Origin of the sequence: Sorangium sp. So ce296 (genome assembly GCF_051529605.1) — a bacterium.
Classification (GTDB): Bacteria; Myxococcota_A; Polyangia; order Polyangiales; family Polyangiaceae; genus Sorangium; species Sorangium cellulosum_D.
Genome location: NZ_CP150325.1, coordinates 7,606,815 through 7,625,072, shown reverse-complemented (window position 1 = coordinate 7,625,072; position 18,258 = coordinate 7,606,815). Strand labels below are relative to the sequence as shown.

General features: G+C 71.6%; 9 protein-coding genes. 6 read left to right on the top strand and 3 right to left on the bottom strand.

Going from position 1 to position 18,258, the window contains the following annotated elements; all coding sequences use genetic code 11:
- The first annotated feature begins 100 nt into the window (after positions 1–100).
- Positions 101–439 carry a hypothetical protein gene (locus WME98_RS28235; RefSeq protein ID WP_437944853.1) on the top strand — a complete coding sequence of 113 codons (339 nt, stop codon included), beginning with the start codon at positions 101–103 and terminating at the stop codon, positions 437–439.
- Here WME98_RS28235 and WME98_RS28230 read toward each other — a convergent pair.
- Both WME98_RS28230 and WME98_RS28225 read right to left on the bottom strand, forming a co-directional pair.
- Positions 436–732, bottom strand: a complete 297-nt coding sequence (locus tag WME98_RS28230) for a polyhydroxyalkanoic acid system family protein (protein WP_437944851.1) — start codon at positions 730–732, stop codon at positions 436–438. The genes WME98_RS28235 and WME98_RS28230 overlap by 4 nt on opposite strands.
- A 54-nt stretch (positions 733–786) precedes the next feature.
- On the bottom strand, positions 787–1,386 hold the full coding sequence (locus WME98_RS28225; protein WP_437944849.1) for a peptidyl-prolyl cis-trans isomerase: 600 nt from the start codon (positions 1,384–1,386) through the stop codon (positions 787–789).
- A 286-nt stretch (positions 1,387–1,672) separates the two neighbouring features.
- On the opposite strand from WME98_RS28225, the gene WME98_RS28220 reads away from it, so the two are divergent.
- The 4 genes from WME98_RS28220 (at position 1,673) to WME98_RS28205 (ending at position 15,762) form a co-directional block, all read left to right on the top strand.
- On the top strand, positions 1,673–6,091 hold the full coding sequence (locus tag WME98_RS28220) for a tetratricopeptide repeat protein (protein WP_437944847.1): 4,419 nt from the start codon (positions 1,673–1,675) through the stop codon (positions 6,089–6,091).
- A 351-nt stretch (positions 6,092–6,442) separates the two neighbouring features.
- On the top strand, positions 6,443–12,955 hold the full coding sequence (locus WME98_RS28215) for an AAA family ATPase (protein WP_437944845.1): 6,513 nt from the start codon (positions 6,443–6,445) through the stop codon (positions 12,953–12,955).
- The gene (locus tag WME98_RS28210) at positions 12,952–15,075 is read left to right on the top strand and encodes an ATP-binding protein (protein ID WP_437944843.1); all 2,124 of its coding nucleotides are present in this window, start codon (positions 12,952–12,954) and stop codon (positions 15,073–15,075) included. The genes WME98_RS28215 and WME98_RS28210 overlap by 4 nt, the downstream gene beginning before the upstream one ends.
- A 198-nt stretch (positions 15,076–15,273) precedes the next feature.
- Entirely contained in the window at positions 15,274–15,762 is a 489-nt protein-coding gene (locus WME98_RS28205; RefSeq protein ID WP_437944841.1) for an N-acetyltransferase family protein, read from the top strand.
- 191 nt (positions 15,763–15,953) lie between these two features.
- On the opposite strand, the gene WME98_RS28200 is transcribed toward WME98_RS28205, so the two are convergent.
- Positions 15,954–16,538, bottom strand: a complete 585-nt coding sequence (locus tag WME98_RS28200; protein WP_437944839.1) for a GNAT family N-acetyltransferase — start codon at positions 16,536–16,538, stop codon at positions 15,954–15,956.
- An 850-nt stretch (positions 16,539–17,388) separates the two neighbouring features.
- On the opposite strand from WME98_RS28200, the gene WME98_RS28195 reads away from it, so the two are divergent.
- A complete protein-coding gene (locus WME98_RS28195) occupies positions 17,389–18,222 on the top strand; it encodes an ABC transporter permease (protein WP_437944837.1) in 834 nt (277 codons plus the stop codon).
- Positions 18,223–18,258: the final 36 nt, after the last annotated feature.

Below are 18,258 nucleotides of genomic sequence, written 5' to 3'. Positions count from 1 at the left end.
CTCGCGTCGCCTCCGCAGGGGGTCTCATGTGTGCGCAACGCATGACGATGGCGGAGAGTAGCGAACCGAACGTCGCGGAGTAAAGCTCGCTGGGCAGGGGGTGGGTTCGGTTGGCGCGGCGCGCGCGGCGCGCGCGCCGCGCACGCCGCGCGGCCGCGCCTCGGGCATGGCCGCGGCGCGCGCGGCCGCGACCGCCGCGCGCGCGCCCCTGGAAAGCGAGGTGCTCGCGGGCGCTGCCACGCGCGACCTGCGCGGCGCTTCGGGTGGAGGTCGCTCGCCGGCGCGGGGCTGCACGGGCGACGGAGATGGAGAGGAGGAGGCGAGGACGGCGGAGCGCGGGGCGACGATGCGCCTCGGGCAGCCGCGCGGCCCGCGCGGCGCGGCGGGCGATCGAGGCGCCGGGGCCGCCCTCCGGGTCGAGCCCGGCCGCCGCGGCTAGGCCTTGGAGAGCACGGCGTCGAGCTTCTCGTTGACCTTCGACTCGACCATGCCCTTCATCGCCTTCAGCAGGAACGGGAGATCGATGTCCACCTGGACGGCGGAGGCCTCGACGCGCACGAGGCCCGTCGTGCCCTTCGCGGCGCCGCCCGGGGCTTCGAACCGGATGAGATCGCCGTCCCATCGCCACCGGATGCCGAGCTTGTCCTCCATGCCCCGCGCGAGCTCTTCCGCGCGCTTCTTGGCCTCGTCCTTGGTGAGCGCGTGCTGCCGGCGGATCTCGATGGTCGCCATACGGTATCTCCACTCGTTCGCGCGCGCGGCGACGCGCCGCGCGGTAGGCCCTACTTACTCGATCCGCCGCGCGATCCAAAAGCCGCGCGGCGTGTCGACCGGGCCGCTCACGCCCCCCTTGGGGAGGCTGAACAGCTCGTACTCCGGGGCGGGCTCGAGCACGCCGCGCGGGATGTAGCCGAGATCGTCGGTCGAGCCCTTGTCCCCCTTGTCGATGGCGGCCTTGAAGTCCGTCTTGGCGACCTCGGCGAGCTCCCTGGCGAGCGCCAGCGCGGCGTCCTTGGAGCGCGCGCTCTGCGGCGCGCCCTGCGCCCCGCGGTACTGGACCAGCACCACGCCGAAGCGCACCTTCTTCGGCGCCTCGGCCGCCAGCGCGGGCGGCGCCTCGCCCGAGAGGAGCGTGACGCCCGCGTCGGATCGCACGGCCAGCTCCGGGCCGCTCTCCTGGACGAGCCCCTCTGCGCCGGCGTCGGTCCCGGCGTCGCCGTCGCCGGCCGCCGTCGCCGCGGGCGAGCCCGCGTCGGCGTCGGCGTCGGCGCCCGCGTCGGCGGGAGCGCTGGCCGCGCCGCGCGCCTTCGGACCGCCGTTCGCGATGACGAACGCCAGCGCGCCCGCAAAGAAGAGCGTGTAGAGGACCGCCGTCGAGCGCTGCATGGGCGGCAGCGCGTTAGCACAGGTGGAGGACGCTTGGCGAGGCCTTCACGCCGGCGCCGTCCCGGGTCCACGACGGCCCCGTCCCGGCTTCACGCCGGAGACAAGCACGCGATATGCCCGAGGAAATCGCCGATTTGAGGACGGCCCGTAGAAGAGGCGATCCAAGGACCACAAGCCCTGCTAGTAAGGAGAGCGGATGTCGGGGCATCCCGGCCTTTCGCAGGCCGAATGAGCGTGAAGGCGCGCCTGCGGAAGCCCTCGCAGCGCCGGCATTGGGTCGGGGAGCATGATCAAGGTCGAGTGCGACGGATGCAAATCGCCGTACCAGGTCGACGAAAAGCGCGTTCCCCCTGCGGGGCTCAGGATGCGCTGTCCGAAGTGCGGTACGAGCCTGCTGGTGACCAAGGGGGGCGCGACCGCTGCGCCGACGCCCGCGCCTGCGCCGCCGCCCGCGCCTGCGCCTGCGCCGCGGGCTGGAGCGGGAGGCTTGCAGCTCTCGGAGCGGAGCGCGCCGACGCCGCACGACGACGCCGATCTGCCCGTGGCGGCCCCGGACGACGTCGCGTTCCCCGCGGTCGCACCGCCTCGGCGTCCGGCGCCGGTGGCCACGCCGCCGCGCCGTACGGCGACCACGGTCCCCCAGCGGCCCGCGCCGCCGGCGCCGCCCGCGCCGGCTCCTGAGCCGCCGGGCCCCGAGGTCTTCGGCGAGATCGGCCTGCCCGACGTCCCCGATCGCCCGGCCCCGTCCGATCGGCGCAACGCCAAGACCGTGCCGCAGCGGCGCGGCTTCGGCGAGATCGACCTCATGGTCGAGCTCCCGAGCCCGACGGACGCCGAGGTGCAGGGGCTCGATCCCGACGACCTGCCGGTCGTCTACGGCAACGCGCCCGCCGCGCCGGCGCCGCTCTCGGCGCGGTCGCGCGCGCAGTCGCGCACCGCACCGGCGACGCCCACCGCGTTCGCCGACGCCGACCTGCCGGCGCGGGTCGATCCGCTTCCTCCGAGCAGCCGGCGCACCCTCGGGTTCGGCCTGCGGGACTCGCGGCCGAGCGCTCCTTCAGCGCCCGGCGTGCCCAGCGCGCGCGACGCCGGGGCCGCCTCGCAGCCGCTCGGCCGCGGGCGCACCCGCGGGATGGGCGACGTCGCGCCCCCGCGCGTGGCCCCGGAGTACGACTTCGGAGACCTCGACGACGACGCGCCCCCGGCGCCTCCGGCGCGCTCCAGCGGCGGCTCCATGTCGTTCGGCTTCGGCGAGCTCGAGCTGCCGCTCGAGGGCGACGGCGAGGCCGAGCTGCCCTCGCCCTCGTCGGGCGACCTGCCCATCGTCGCCGGCGATCTGCCGAGCTCGGTCCCGGGCGTCATCGGCATGCCCGCCCCGTTCCCGGACGCGGGCCTGCCCACGCCGGCCTCTGCCCCGCTCCCCTCCCCGGTCCGCGCGGGGCTCCCGGCCACGGCGTCCGCGGGCTACCCCGCCCCCGCGCACGCAGGCTTCCCCGCCCCGGCGCACGCAGGCTTCCCGGCCGCGGCGCACGCAGGCTTCCCCGCCCCCGCGCACGCAGGCTTCCCCGCCCCGGCGCCGGCGGGCTTCCCGGCCGCGGCCCCCGCGGGCTTCCCCACGAAAGCCACCGGCGCCGCGCTCCCCACGAAGGCCACCGGCCCCGGCTTGCCCGCCGGACCGGGCACCATCGTCGGCGCCGAGCTCTTCGACGAGGCCCCGCCGGACTACGACGACTCGCGCGTCGGCGCCGCGTTCCAGGCGCCCGGCCCGCGCCCGCTCCCGCCGGCGCCGCCCGAGCCCCCGAGCAGCGGCGCGATGCCGCCGGCCGACTTCGGCCCGAGCAGCGGCGCGATGCCGCCGGCCGACTTCGGCCGGAGCACCGGCGCGATGCCGCCGGCCGACTTCGGCCGGAGCACCGGCGCGATGCCGCCGGCCGACTTCGGCCGGAGCACCGGCGCGATGCCGCCGGCCGGCTTCGGCCGGAGCACCGGCGCGATGCCGGCCGATTTCGGCGATGAGATCGCGCTCGGCGAGGGCGTGACGCACCTCGCCGCCGGCGCCGCGCCCACCGCCTACGATCCGTCCGATCGCTCCGCGAACTTCACGCAGACGCCGATGGACGCCGACGATCGGGGCATCGAGCTCAGCGCGCCGCACCCCAGCGTCGGCGACGAGGTCGATCTCACGGGCGCGGGCACCGAGATCGGCGACCTGAGCGCCGGGACGGAGGCGCAGGTCGAGAAGCCCGCGCCGGCCCAGGAAGCCCCGCAGCAGAAGTCGAAGGTCAAGCGCTACGTCGTCGCGGCGCTCGCCGTCGCCGCCGTCGGCGGCGGCGCGCTCGCGCTCGTCCCGGACGTCGGCGCCTTCGGCGTGAACCTCATCAGCGATCGGCTCAACGCCTTCGCGTACGAGGGGGCGCTCGCCGATCTCCGGCAGCGGACCCAGTCCGCCCTCGCCAAGGACACCGCCTCGGCCGCGAACGGCGCGCTGAGCGACGCGAAGTCCACGCGCGCGAACGCGCCCCGCCACCGGCCGACCATGGCCTACGCCGCGTACGTCGCCTTCGCGCGCAGCATCCGCTTCGGGCACCGGACCGTCGACGACGCCTTCGGCAAGGAGATGGTCGCGCTCGCGAGCTCCCGCCCGAGCGACCTGCTCACCCTCGCCGTCGCGGCGCAGGACGCGGCCACGGGCCAGCTCCCTCGCGCGCGACAGGCCGCGCAGGCGCTCGGCGCCCAGCTCAAGGACGACATCGACGTCGCCGTCCTCGCCGCCGAGATCGAGCTGCTCGCGAAGGACGCGCCCAAGGCGGCCGCGGCGTGGCAGCGCGCGCGCGAGCTGCAGAAGAGCGCGCGCACGCTGTTCGGCACGGCCCGGGCGCAGCTGCTCGCCGGCGACGCGTCCGGCGCCGAGGCGAGCGCCAGGGGCGCGCTCGAGGCGTCGCCGGACCACGTGGGGGCCCGCACCCTGATCGCGTCGCTCGTCTGGCAGACGCCGGGCCGCGACCAGGAGGCGCTCGACCTGCTCGGCAAGGTCACCGGCGACGGCCCGGTCCGGGCCGCCGCGAGCGACCCCGAGATCGTCGAGGCGTACACGCTGCTCGGCACCATCCACCTCGCGCGGTCGCGCATGAGCGCGGCCGAGCAGGCCTTCGCCGCCGCGGTGAAGATCGACCCGCAGGCGGTGCGCGCGCTCATCGGCAACGGCGAGGTCCTCTACCGGTCCGGCCGCTACTCCGAGGCGCAGGCGCGCTTCGAGGCCGCGGCCCGCGCCGACGCGCAGAACCTCGCCGCGCACATCGGCAAGGCGAAGACGTGGCTCGCGCAGGAGCGCATGAAGGAGGCGAAGGACCTCCTGAAGGGGCTGCAGAAGACCCACGCCGCGGATCCGCAGGTCGCCTACTGGCTCGGGCGCACCGAGCTCGCGCTCGGCAACAAGAAGGAGGCGGAGCAGGCGTACCTCGACGCGGTGAAGTCGAGCGAGAACCGCCCGGAGGTGGTCGACGCTTACGTGGCGCTGTCGTCGCTCCTGTCGAGCCTGGGCCGCAACGAGGCAGCGGCGGCGAAGCTGTCGGAGGCGACGGCGAAGTTCCCGGACCTGCCGGCGCTCCACAAGGCGAAGGCCGAGGTCGCGCTCCAGACCGGGAGGAACGAGGAGGCGCGGCAGGAGCTCGAGCTCGCGCTCGCCAAGGAGGACGACCTCGGCAGCCAGTTCAAGCTGGGGGTGGCCTACCGCCGCCTGCGCCGGTTCGAGGACGCGGCGCGGCTCTTCGACAAGGTCACGGCGGCGGACAAGGACTACCCCGGCCTGGCGCTGGAGCGAGGGCTCCTGTTCGAGGAGACCGGGCAGAGCGAGCGCGCGCTGGAGATGTACGCCGACGCGCTCCGCAAGGCGCCGAACGACGTCGATCTGAAGCTGCGCGTCGGCTCGACCCAGGTGATGGCGGGGCACGCGAGCCAGGCCGAGCCCATCCTGCGCGAGGTGATCCAGAACCGCCCGAACTCCGCCGAGGCGAACCATTTCCTCGGCCGCGCGCTCCTCGGGCGCGGCACGAACATGGCCGAGGCGCTGCGGTTCCTGGAGCGCGCCGCGGAGATCGACCCGAACCGCGCCGAGTACCACCTCTACGTCGGCTGGGGCGCCAACGAGACGGGCCAGACCGCGCGCGCGGAGATAGCGCTCAAGCGGGCGCTGGAGCTCGACGCGGAGCTCGGCGACGCGTACTGGCAGCGCGGCGTCCTCTTGCAGAAGCAGGGGGCGAGCCGCGACGCGCTGGCGGATCTGCAGATCGCGCTCGAGAAGCGGCCGTCGCGCTACGAGGCCTACGCCACGATGGCGCTCTGCTACCAGGATCAGGGCAACTGGGCGGCCGCGGAGGAGGCGTGGCGCAAGGCGATCGCGGCCAACGACAAGGTCCCCGAGTGGCACTACCGGCTCGGCAAGATCTACGCGTCGCGCGGCAACCGGGCCGGGGCCGCGGCCGAGATGGAGCGGGCGGTCACGCTGGCCGAGGCGCCGGAGCGCTCGACCCCGCCGTGGCTGTTCGACGCGCACTTCCTCCTGGCCGAGGCGCTCCGCGCGACGAACGACCGCGAGAAGGCCATCCGCCACTACCAGCGCTTCCTGGAGACCGCGCCGACCGACAACGCCTACCGGCGCGACGCGCAGCAGGCGCTGGAGAGCCTGGGCGCGGGCAAGGGGCGGTGAGCGAGGGAGACCTGGGCGCCTGCGCCGCGGGTCAGGCCCCCAGGCAAGTCGGCCAGGGGCAGCTGCCTCGCGCGTCACGCCCCCGGGGATGTCGCGACATGCGCAGGTGCGTCGCCGCGCAGGCGGCGGGCATGTCGCGACATGGGCGGCAGCCTCGCCGAGCAGGCGACGGGCATGTCGCGACATGGGCGGCAGCCTCGCCGCGCAGGCGACGGGCATGTCGCGACATGGGCGGCAGCCTCGCCGCGCAGGCGGCGGGCATGTCGCGACATGGGCGGCAGCCTCGCCGCGCAGGCGGCGGGCATCTTGAGATAGGGTGTAGCGCTCCTACTGACAGCTGAAGCACCTCCGGTGGTCGCTGAGCGCGACGTCGAGCGCCACCACCTTTCCAAGCGCAGCCGCCGCGACTTCGCGGGCCCTCAGTCCGCCTGCTCCGCAAAATCATATTTCTCCTATCTCGGCATGCGAGCAGGCGGGTGGCGTGGGCAGCGCCAAGCCGCAGTGGTACGACCGACTTCCGGTGCCGAGCCTCTACCTCTGACTATAATCGAATTCGCTGGTTTCACGGGCGAGCGAGCAAGGTGGTCGATGATCCTCGGGAAAGGCTATTCGATCCTTGAGAAGGCCGAGGAGACTGTCGATTTCAGTCTGATCCGCGCGTGCCGCAAAGGTGACGACGTCCCGATCTTGCTGAAGGTCCTGCGTGCGGAAAAAGCGACTCGCGCCGAGGTCGCGCGCTTCAAGCACCAGTGCGAGCGCATCGCGCAGCTCGCCTCGCCCCGCCTCGTCGCGCTGCACGGCGTCGAGGAGCTCGCCGGCGCCCTCATCGTCGTTCTCGAGGACTTCCCGGGCCGCGCTCTCGCGCGCACCCTCGCCGAGCGTCCGCCGCACAGAATGCCCCTCAGCGAGGCGCTCGATCTCGCGGTTGCGATCGCCGAAGGCCTCGCCGCAGTGCACGCGGCGGGGCTCATCCACCGCGATCTGCGCCCGCACAACGTGCTCGCCGGCGCGGGCGGCGCGGTCAAGATCACGAACTTCGGTGTCGACGCCGAGATCACCCGCGCGCACGAACGGCTCTACGCGCCGGCGGTGATCGCCGACGTGCTGCCCTACGTCTCCCCCGAACAGACAGGCCGCATGAACCGCGGCGTCGACTACCGGACGGACCTCTACGCGCTCGGCGTCATCCTTTACCAGACGCTCACGGGTCAGCGTCCCTTCGAGGCCCTCGACCCGATGGAGCTCATTCACGCGCACCTCGCCGTCGCGCCTGCGCCGCCGTCCCGCGTCAATCCGACGATCCCCGCGGCCGTCTCCGCCGTGGTGCTCAAGCTGCTCGCGAAGAACGCCGAGGAGCGCTACCAGAGCGCCGAGGGTCTGCTCGCCGACCTCGAGCGCTGCCGCGAGGCCCTGCGCGGCACGGGGACGATCGAGCCCTTCGTCGCGGGCCAGCGCGATCGCCAGGACCTGTTCCGGATCCACCAGAAGCTCTACGGCCGCGAGCAGGACATCGAGGCGCTGACCGCCGCGTTCGAGCGCGCGCTCGAGGGCAGCCGCGAGAGCGTCCTCGTCTCCGGCTACTCGGGCATCGGCAAGTCCTCGCTCGTGCAGGAGATCTTGAAGCCGCTCGCGCGGCAGAAGGGCTATTTCACGAGCGGCAAGTACGACCAGTACAACCGCGACGCGCCCTACAGCGCGGTGATCCAGGCGTTCGACGGCCTCGTGCGGCAGATCCTGACCGAGAGCGAGGCGCGCATCGAGCGCTGGCGCAGCGCGATCCTCGAGGCGCTCGGGCCGAACGCGCAGGTCATCTGCGACGTCATCCCCTCGCTCTCTTACGTAGTCGGCGCGCAGCCGCCCGTGCCGGCGCTCGGCCCGCTCGAGGCGCAGAACCGCCTGAACCGGTGCTTTTTGCTGTTCGTCTCGGTGTTCGCGCGCGGCGCGCACCCGCTCGTCCTGTTCCTCGACGATCTGCAGTGGATCGACCCCGCGAGCCTGGGGCTGCTCCGCACGCTCGTCGCCGACGACGCGCTCGAGGCGCTCTTCTTCTGCGGCGCCTACCGCGACAACGAGGTGTCGCCCGGGCACCCGCTCGTCCAGGCCATCGAGGAGCTCAAGCACACAGGGCTCGTCGTGCGCGACATCGTCCTCGCCCCGCTCGCGCGCCCGCACCTGCTCCAGATGCTCTCGGACAGCCTCCAGCGCGACGACTGCGGGCCGCTCGCCGACGCGGTGCAGAAGAAGACCGGCGGCAACCCGTTCTTCGTCAAGGAGTTCGTCCGATCGCTGCACCACCACGGCGTGCTCACGTTCTCTGCCGGGTCGGGCTGGCGCTGGGACCTCGCCCGGATCGACGCGCTCGCGTACACGGACAACGTCGTCGACCTCATGGTGCGCACCATCGCGCGCCTGCCGCCGGAGGCGGTGGAGGCGCTCAAGCTCGCCGCGGCGATCGGCAACCGGTTCGAGCTCGACATGCTCGCCACGGTAAGCGAGTGCTCGCCGGAAGAGGTGTACGGCCGCCTCGATCCCGCCCTCGGCGAGGGGCTCGTGCTCGCCGGGCGCGAGAGCTACCGCTTCGCCCATGACAAGGTCCAGGAGGGCGCCTACGCGATGATCCCGGAGGCGGACCGGCCCACCTTCCACCTCCGGATCGGCCGGCTGCTCGCGGGCAAGCTGGACCTCTCCGAGAGCCAGAACCTCTTCGACGTCGTCGGTCACCTGAACAGCGCAGGCGACCTCGTGTCGGACCCCGCGGAGCGCCTTTCCCTCGCCCGCATGAGCCTCGAGGCCGCCTGCCGCGCCGCGGATTCGTCCGCCTTCGGCGCCGCGCTGCGCTACCTGCAATTCGGCCTCCTGCGCCTCCCGGAGGACGCCTGGGCGTCGCAGCACCCGCTCCGCCTCGAGTACGCGAAGAAGACCGCGCTCATGCTCTCGCTCGGCGGCCGGCACGACGAAGCGCTGGCGATCCTCTCTGACTGCCTGGAGCGGGTTGCGAGCCGGCTCGATCGCACCGAGGTTCTGCGGCTCAAGATGAACGTGCAGGTGCTCAAGAATGACCTGCCCGCCGCGCTCGAGGAGGGACTCGCCGCCCTGCGCCCGTTCGGGCTCGACCTGCCCCTCTTCCCCGACCAAGCCATGGTCGACGCCCAGATCGACGCGACGATGGAGCTGGTCCGGGAGCGGACGCTCGAGGCGCTACAGGGCCTGCCGCCGCTGCGGGACCCGGAGATCGGCGCCATGCAGGACGTGCTCCTGGAGCTGTTCGTTCCCTGCTGGTTCTTGAGCCCTAACCTCTTCGGCATCACGGTCGCGAAGATCCTCGAGAACACGCTCTGCTACGGGCTGTCGAAGCACGCGATCTCCGGCTGCGTGACCTTCGCGATGTTCCTTTGCAGCCGTGGCGACATCGCGCTCGGCTATCGACTCGGGCGAATCGCCGTAGAGCTCGCCGAGCGGTACCCGGACAAGAAGTCCGAGTCGATGCTCTGCAACATGTGGGGTGCCTTCATTCAGCACTGGAAGGAGGGTTACGCCGCCTACAGGGAGACGCTGCGCGTCGGCATGCACGCCGGGCTCGAGACCGGCCAGTACATCTGGGCGTTCTACAACACGGTCAACCTGAGCACGAACAGCCTCCTGCGCGGCCTCCCGCTCTCCGACCTCCTCGCCGAGACGGAGGGCTACCAGCCGATACACCGGCTCGACAAGTCCAACGCCATCACCTGGGTGACCAGCGCGGTCGGACAGCTCGCGCACCAGCTCTCGGTCGAGACGGCGCGCCCGGCCGCGCTCAAGGGCGAGTGGGTCGATATCGACGAGGTCGTGGAGGAGGCCCGCCGGATCGACAACCAGGCTTCACTCTTCTTCGCCCACTTCGTCGTCGTTCTCCTCGGCGTCTTCCAGGGCGCGTTCGAGGAAGCGGCGCGCATCGCGCTCTCGCTGGACATCAACATCCCGAGCGTGGCGGCCTGGCATGGCACCCCCGCGTTGCATTGCTACGCCGGCGTCGCGCTCACGCAGGCGGCGGACATGGTCTCCTCGGACGAGCGCGCGCTCTTCCTCGCCCGCGCGGAGTTCTTCGCGGAGAGGCTCTCGCGCTGGGCGAGCCTGTGTCCGGAGAACCTGGCGCACCGCAGCGTCCTGCTCGGCGCCGAGCTCGAGCGCGTCCGCGGTGACGCGCGGGCCGCCGGCGATCGCTACGACGAGGCGATCGCCCTCGCGCAGCGCGGCGGCTACCTCCATGACGAGGCGCTCGCCAACGAGCTCGCCGGCCTCTCCTTTCGCGCTCTCGGCAAGACCACCATCGCCCGCGCCTACCTGACCGAGGCCCACCGGCTCTACGGCCGCTGGGGCGCGACCGAGGCGATGCGGCGCCTCGAGCGCGCGTATCCCGACCTCGTCCCCAGCGAGATCCTCCGCGGCGCGACGTGCCCGGAGGCCGCCGCGCCCGCCAGTACCGCGCTCGACCTCGGCTCGGTGCTCAAGGCCTCCCAGTCCATCTCGGGCGAGATCGTCCTCGACCGCCTGCTCGACGCGCTCATGCGCATCCTGGTCGAGAACGCCGGCGCGAGGCGGGGCTGCCTGCTCCTCGCCCGCGCCGAGACCCTGTTCTTGGCTGCCGAGGCGAAGGCGGAGGGGCCCGAGTTCGAGGTGCGTATTCCCCACGAGCCCGAAGCCTCCCCTTCGGACCTGCCGGCGTCCCTGCTCAACTATGTCCGGCGCAGCCGGGAGAAGGTGATCCTGGACGACGGGACGGCACGGAACCCCGTCATCGCCGACGACGACCACTATCGGTACGCCAGATCCGCCCTCTGCCTGCCCATCCTGCGGCAGGCGGAGCTCGTGGGGTTGCTCTACCTGGAGAACGACCTCATCGCCGGCGCGTTCACCCCGGACCGGCTGTCGGTGCTGGAGCTGCTGTCGGCCCAGGCCGCCATCTCGATCGCCAATGCCACGCTCTACGCCGACCTGCTCCAGGAGAACAGCGAACGCCGGCGAGCGGAGCAGGCCGTGCGGGACAGCAAGGAGCTGCTGCAGTCGATCGTCGACAACTCGACAGCGATCATCTACCTCAAGGATGTCGAGGGGCGCTACCTGATGGTCAACCGGCGCTACGCCGAGCTGTTCCACGTCGGTGAGCAAGCGATCGTCGGCCGGACCGACTACGATGTCTTCCCCAGGGAGCGGGCCGATGCCTTCCGCGCCCTCGACCAAGAGGTGCTGGCCACCGGAACGGCGCTGCAGGCCGAGGAAGTGGCCCCCCAGGACGATGGGCTGCACACCTACCTCGCTCTCAAGTATCCCCTGTGCAACGCGGCGGGGCAGCCCTATGCCCTCTGCGGCATTTCCACCGACATCACCGAGCGCAAGCAGGCCGAAGCGGAACGCCAGGCCCGCAAGACGGCCGAAGCCGAGAGCCGTGCGAAGACCGAGTTCCTCAGGAACATGAGTCACGAGCTGCGCACGCCGCTCAATGCCATCCTTGGCTACGCCCAGATCCTCAGGCGCTCCCCGGGGCTCGACGACCGCCAGGCGACGGGACTGAACACCATCCAGCAGAGCGGTCAGCACCTCTTGACCCTCATCAACGACCTGCTCGACCTGGCCAAGATCGAGGCGGGCAAGCTCGATCTCTACCCCGAGCCGATCCACCTCTCGACCTTCCTGAGGGGCGTCGCCGACATCATCCGCGTCAGGGCGGAGCAGAAGAGCCTTTACTTCGACTACGAGGTCACCCCCCACCTGCCCCAGGCGGTGCTGGCCGACGAGAAGCGCCTGCGCCAGGTGCTGCTCAACCTGCTGGGCAACGCGGTGAAATTCACCGACCGGGGGCGGGTGAGCTTCGGGGTGCAGCCGCTTTCCCAGGACGGGGCCTCGGCGCGGCTGCGCTTCGAGGTGGAGGATACCGGCGTGGGAATGGCGCCGGAGCAGCTGGCCAAGCTCTTCCAGCCTTTCGGGCGGGTGGGGGACGTGCGGCGCCGCGCGGGCAGCGGCCTGGGGCTCATGATAAGCCACCAGCTGGTGCACCTCATGGGCAGCGAGATCCAGGTGGAGAGCCGGCCCGACGAGGGCAGCCGGTTCTGGTTCGAGGTGATCCTGCCGATGACCGAGCTCGCAGCCCCCCTCCGGCCCTCTCAGCGGGCCCCCATCGGCTACGAGGGGCCGCGCCGGAAGGTGCTGGTGGCCGACGACGTGGTGGGCAATCGGGCGGTGCTCTTGGACCTGCTGAGCGGCCTGGGCTTCGAAGTGTGCGAAGCGGCCAATGGCCAGGAGGCCGTCGAGCAGGAGATGGCGGCATCGCCGGATCTGGCGGTGATGGATCTGGTCATGCCGGTGATGGACGGCCTGGAGGCCATCCATTGCATTCGTCGCAATCGCCGGGCTCGGGGGCTCGCGCGGCTGCCGTCCATCACGGTCTCCGCGAGCGCCAACGAGGAAGACCAGGCTGGGAGCATGGCGGTCGGCGCCGACGCCTTCCTCGCCAAGCCGATCGACCAGGAGAGCCTGCTGCGGATCATCGGGGCCCAGCTGGGGCTCACCTGGGTCTATGCCAGATCGGCTGAGGAGCGAGCCGGGGACGGGGAGGCCGTGGAGCTCGTGGCACCGCCCCCAGAGGAGATGGACGTCCTGCATACCCTGGCCCTGGAGGGCAACATGCGCGACATCCGAAAGCGGGCGGACTATCTGATCACGCTCGACGAACGCTATCGTCCCTTCGCCGACCGCCTGCATCGCCTGGCGCAGGACTATCAGTCCCAGGCGATCCTCAGCCTGGTCGAGGAGCACCTGCAGGGGGTCGAGCCGAGGGCGATGGTGGCGCTGGAGCCGCCGCGGCGCAGGGAGGGCGGGCAGCGACCATGAGCGGAGCCACAGCAGCCGGTGCGCGCACCGGCACCATCCTGATCGTGGATGACATGCCAGCCAATCTCGGCGTGCTGGTGGATAGTCTGGAATGCATAGGTCATCGAGTGCTCGTCGCTCAGGGCGGTGAAGAGGCTTTGAAGCGGGCCAGCTTCACGAGACCCGACCTGATCCTGCTGGACGTGGTGATGCCTGGCATCGACGGGTTCGAGACGTGCCGGCGCCTGAAAGCGGATGAAGGAACCCGAGACATCCCGGTGCTCTTCATGACCTGTGTGACCGATGCGGCTGACAAGCTCGCGGGGTTCAAGCTGGGGGGCGTCGATTACATCACCAAACCATTCGACACTGGAGAGGTGATAGCGCGCGTCACGACGCACCTGAGCCTGCGCGAGGCGCAAAAGGAGCTCGAAGCGAAGAACGCGCAGCTGCAGTGCGAGATGGCGATACGCCAGCAAAAAGAGGCGGCGCTGCAGCGTGCTCATCAAGAGCTGGAACAGCGGGTGCGAGAACGCACGACCGAGCTGGGCAGCTCGAACGCCGCTCTCCGCGAGAGCCAGCAGCTGCTTCAAGCCATCGTCGACAATACGGCCGCCGTCATCTTCGCCAAGGACCTCGAGGGGCGCTACATGCTCGTCAACCGCGGGTTCGAAGAGCTCTTCCACCTGGGTCGCGAGCAGGTCGTCGGCAAGACCGACCACGACGTCTTCCCACGCGAGCAGGCCGACGTGTACCGCGCCAACGATTTGCTCGTCCTGCAGCAGAATCGGGCCATCGAGCTCGACGAGCTGGCTCCCCAGCGCAGCGGCGCGCGCACGTACATGTCCCTCAAGTTCCCGCTCCGCGGTCCCGCCGGAAGACCTGAGGGCATTTGCGGCATCTCGACCGAGATCACCTCCCGCAAGCACGCCGAGGACGTGCTGCGCCATTCCTACTCGCTCCTCGAGGCCACGCTCGAATCGACAGCGGACGGCATCGTGGTCGTCGACGGCGCGAGGCGCGTCGTGCTCCATAACCACAAGCTCGCGCAGATGTGGCGCATCCCCGAGGACGTCCTCGCCAGCAGATCGGCCGACACCTTCTTCGCGTTCGCCGGCGGCCGGCTCCGCGAGCCCGACCTCTTCCTACGAAGCGTCGATGAGCTCTACGCCGAGCCCGAGGCGAGCGCCGTCGATACGTTCCCGCTCCTGGACGGGCGGGTCTTCGAGCGTTATTCGCAGCCCCAGCGCCTCGGTGGGCGCGTGGTCGGTCGGGTCTTCAGCTTCCGCGACATCACCGCGCGCGTGGACGCCGAACAGCAACGCAATCGGGTCCTCCTGGAGGAGCGGCGCGCGCGTGCGGCGGCGGAGGAGGCCATCGGTCTGCGGGACGAGTTCCTCCTCGTCGCCTCGCACGAGCTCCGCACCCCGCTCACCAGCCTGCAGCTCTCCATTCAAGCGCTGGGGCGAAGGCTCTCGCAGGGCATGGACGCCGGGCGCGTGCGATCCGCGGTCGCCGTCTCCGGCCGCCAGATCACGCGCCTCGCCACCCTCATCGATATGCTCCTCGACGCCTCCCGGATCCAGGCGGGGAGGCTCGATCTGAACAGGGCCTCCGTCGATCTACGCGAGCTGGTCGCCGAGATCGTCGCCCACCTCGGCGACCAGCTCGCGCAGTCGGGCAGCACGCTCGCCATGCGCACGGAGCAGCCCGTCATCGGCTGGTGGGACCCGTACCGCCTGGAGCAGGTCGTGACCAACCTCCTCACCAATGCAATCAAGTTCGGGGGAGGCTCACCGATCGAGATCGCCATCACCGGGGAAGATCGGGTCGCACGGCTCTCGGTGACGGACCACGGGATCGGGATCCCGGCCGAGGTGCAGGAGCAGCTCTTCGAGCGGTTTCGCCGCGGCGTCTCGTCGCGGAATTACGGGGGGCTCGGGCTCGGCCTCTACATCACGCGCACCATCGTCGAGGCGCACGGCGGGCGAATCCGCGTATCGAGCGAGGTCGGCCGGGGCTCGACCTTCTTTGTCGAGCTGCCGCTCTCGACCGAGAGCGCGGCGCGCCACCACGGCGAGCCAAGGCAGCCGGAGCCCGCAGGCTGTGGAGTCGAGGTGGCCCGTTCGACGGGCAGATGAGTCGTGGACAGGGCGTCGACGAGCGAAGGCTCCGCGACGCGCTCACGACCTGCGCCCTGTCCCTAGTGTCACGCCGACGCCGGCGAGCTTCCGGGCCGGCCATCTCCGGGACCCAGTTCGGGTCCAATTTCCGCGGATCTGGGTGGCCGCTCACAGCCGGGCGCCGGGCGGGCGGCCTTCGCTCGGCTATCCTGGGGGATGATCTCCGCCCTCACGGTCCGCGCGGCGGTGCGCGCCGACATGCCCGAGGTGGCGCGCTTCGCGGCGCAGCTCGTCCGCCTCCACCACGCCCTGGATCCCCACCGCTTCCTGTGTCTTGAGCCGCTCGAGCCGGGCTACGAGCGATGGCTCACCCGCGAGCTCGCCGACCCCGGCGCCGCGATCGTCGTGGCCGAGCGAGGTGGCGCCGAGCCGGCGCTGGTCGGCTACGCCTACGGCCGCCGGGAGCCGCGCGACTGGAACAGCCTGCTCGACGCCTGCGGCGCGCTCCACGACCTCTACGTCGACGAGCCCGCGCGCCGGCTCGGCGCGGGCGCGCTCCTGCTGGAGGCCGTGATCGCGCGCCTCCGCGCCCTCGGTGCGCCGCGCGTCGTGCTCCACACCGCGACGCAGAACGCCGCCGCGCAGCGCCTGTTCGAGCGGTTCGGCTTCCGCCGCACGATGACCGAGATGACGCTCGAGCTCTGATCGCCGCAGCGCGCCTCGGGCTCCTCGCTCCGAAGGCGATGGTGCCTGCGGTGCGCTGGCCGAGCGCGGTGGTCTCCCGGACGTTGGCCTTCCTCCGGGCAACGGTGCTGTCACTCGCCCGGAGCGATGTCCCATGAAGACGGGTGCGCGGGAAGATCATGGGTATTCTCCATGACTCCCCGCCTTCATGCTCAGGGGGCTTGCTCCCGGCTTGGCCCCAGGCCCGCGGCGGTCTGCTCCCACACCATCGTGTCGCGCGGCTCGCCCGCCGGCGTCAGGGCGTTCGCCTCGAGCGTCGTCACGTGCCGATACCCGAGCCGCCGGGGCACGGCGGCGCTCGCGGTGTTCCGTGGGTCGCACCGGATCTCGACGCGGCTCCACCCCACCTCCTCGAGCGCGACCCGGGTCAGCCGCGCCACGGCCTCGGTCGCATAGCCGCGGCCCGTCGCGGCCTCGCGGAGCCAATAGCCGATCTCGATCGCGCCCGGACCGATCCGCGGGTGGAGCCCCGTACCCCCGAGCACCTCGCGCTCGTCGCGCGTGAAGATGCCGTAATGAAAGTCGCGTCCTGCCGTGAAGTCGTCCCGGAACTTCTCCAGCAGCGCGGTCGTCGCCTCCAGGGAGGCCGGCTCGTTCACGGCCCACGGCATCCAGGGACGCAGGTGCGCAAGGCTGGAGTCGATCGCTGCCCTGATCGACGGGGCATCCTCGGGACGCCACGCGCGCAGCGTCAGCCGCGCGGTCAGGATGCACGCCGGCGGGCGCTCACCGGCCATCGCCCCGCTCCGTACCCGCGCTCATCGTGCCCCCTACGCCGATGGCTCCCCCCTGTCGAACGCGGCAGGCCCCGCGAAGGACAGGTCCCCCAACGCAGATCGCTCCAGCAGGGAGGCGAGCCGTCATCATGCCACGGAGCTTACAACGAAGACCTCCCCCGCACAGCCCCGCACGTCCGCGCCTGCCTCCCCGCGGCGCCATTCCCGCCGCAAACCGTCCCGGGCGCTTCCGACGGGCGCATCGACCTCCTGACGGGCGCATCGAGCCCCTCGCGGCGCGGCTTGACACTTCCGTTATAGCGGACTAACTTCCGTCCCAGAAGAGTAAGGCGGAAAACAGCAACGCTCCCTCCGTTGCGCCGGTGAGGAGGTCCTGCGTCCATGCCCGCGCGTGGATGACCCGCTCGAGCAGAGGCGCCACCCGACGCGGTGGCGTCGACTGCGCCTCTCTCTGTGTCGCATCCGCGACCAGCAAGACACGAGGAGGAAGGATGAAGATCTGAACCTGCGCCCCCCGAGAGGCCCAGCGCCTCCCGGGCGTTTGACGTCATTCGCCCCTTCCCCCACGGCGATCCATCCCTGCGCCCGGCGCTCCGCGGAGCGCCGGACGAGCAAGCCGACCCCCGATCACCTCGAACGCGCCGCCCCGGCGGTCCCTGGAGCCCTCTCGGCATCCCAGGATGCCGCCAGCACGACCCCCGCCGCGCGCCGCATCGACTGCTGCCGCAGCAGCACATCACCAGCATCGCCTTGCTCCTGTCGCAGCAAGTCCATGTCCACCATGACGGATTGCGATCCGTTCCTGCGACAGCGCTCTGGCACGTTACCTGCTTTTCCGCCGGCTCGTGAGATGACGCGCACGCAACCGACGATCGCCGCCGACGCCGGCGCGCGCTCCGAGCGTGGAGCCGCGCGGCGCACCTGGAACGAGGTCCGATGGGCCAGGATCCTGGTGCTCCTGTTCCTGCTCTTCGCATGGCAGGCCGTGACGTCGCTCGGCCTCGTGTCGCCGCGCGTGCTCGCGTCGCCGACCACGGTGGCGCAGACGGGGCTCGCGCTCCTCGCCAGCGGGGAGCTGCCGCGCCACCTCTGGGTGTCGCTCGGCCGGGTCAGCCGGGGGCTCGCCCTCGGCGTGAGCGCCGGCGTGACGCTGGCGCTCGTCGCGGGGCTGTTCCGGCTCGGCGAAGACCTGCTCGACGCGCCCATCCAGATGCTCAGGACCCTCCCCGTCCTGGCGCTCGTGCCGCTCTTCATCCTCTGGTTCGGGATCGGCGAGACGCCGAAGATCGCGCTGGTCTCGCTGGGCACGTTCTTCCCCGTGTACCTGAACACGTACGCGGGCATCCGCAGCGTCGACAACAAGCTCGTCGAGGCCGCGACCACGCTCGGGCTCGGCCGCATCGGGCTCGTCGCCCACGTGGTGCTCCCCGGCGCCCTCCCGAACGCCCTCGTCGGGCTGCGCCATTCGATGGGCGTCGCCTGGCTCGTGCTGGTCATCAGCGAGCAGATCAACGCGACGGCCGGCATCGGCTACCTCATGACGAACGCGCGAGAGTTCCTGCGGACCGACATCATCGTCCTCGGCCTCGCGATCTACGCCCTGCTCGGGCTCAGCACCGACCTGTTCGTCCGATGGCTCGAGCGCAACGTCCTCGCCTGGCGCGCGGCGTTCGCCGGCCGGTGAGGACGAGAATCCCATGGAGCGCAGCGTGGAGGCTTC

Coding starts and splice junctions, on each gene's coding strand:
- WME98_RS28230 (WP_437944851.1), bottom strand. CDS start 732: ATGGCGACCATCGAGATCCGCCGGCAGCACGCGCTCACCAAGGACGAG.
- WME98_RS28225 (WP_437944849.1), bottom strand. CDS start 1,386: ATGCAGCGCTCGACGGCGGTCCTCTACACGCTCTTCTTTGCGGGCGCG.
- WME98_RS28220 (WP_437944847.1), top strand. CDS start 1,673: ATGATCAAGGTCGAGTGCGACGGATGCAAATCGCCGTACCAGGTCGAC.
- WME98_RS28210 (WP_437944843.1), top strand. CDS start 12,952: ATGAGCGGAGCCACAGCAGCCGGTGCGCGCACCGGCACCATCCTGATC.
- WME98_RS28205 (WP_437944841.1), top strand. CDS start 15,274: ATGATCTCCGCCCTCACGGTCCGCGCGGCGGTGCGCGCCGACATGCCC.
- WME98_RS28200 (WP_437944839.1), bottom strand. CDS start 16,538: ATGGCCGGTGAGCGCCCGCCGGCGTGCATCCTGACCGCGCGGCTGACG.
- WME98_RS28195 (WP_437944837.1), top strand. CDS start 17,389: ATGACGCGCACGCAACCGACGATCGCCGCCGACGCCGGCGCGCGCTCC.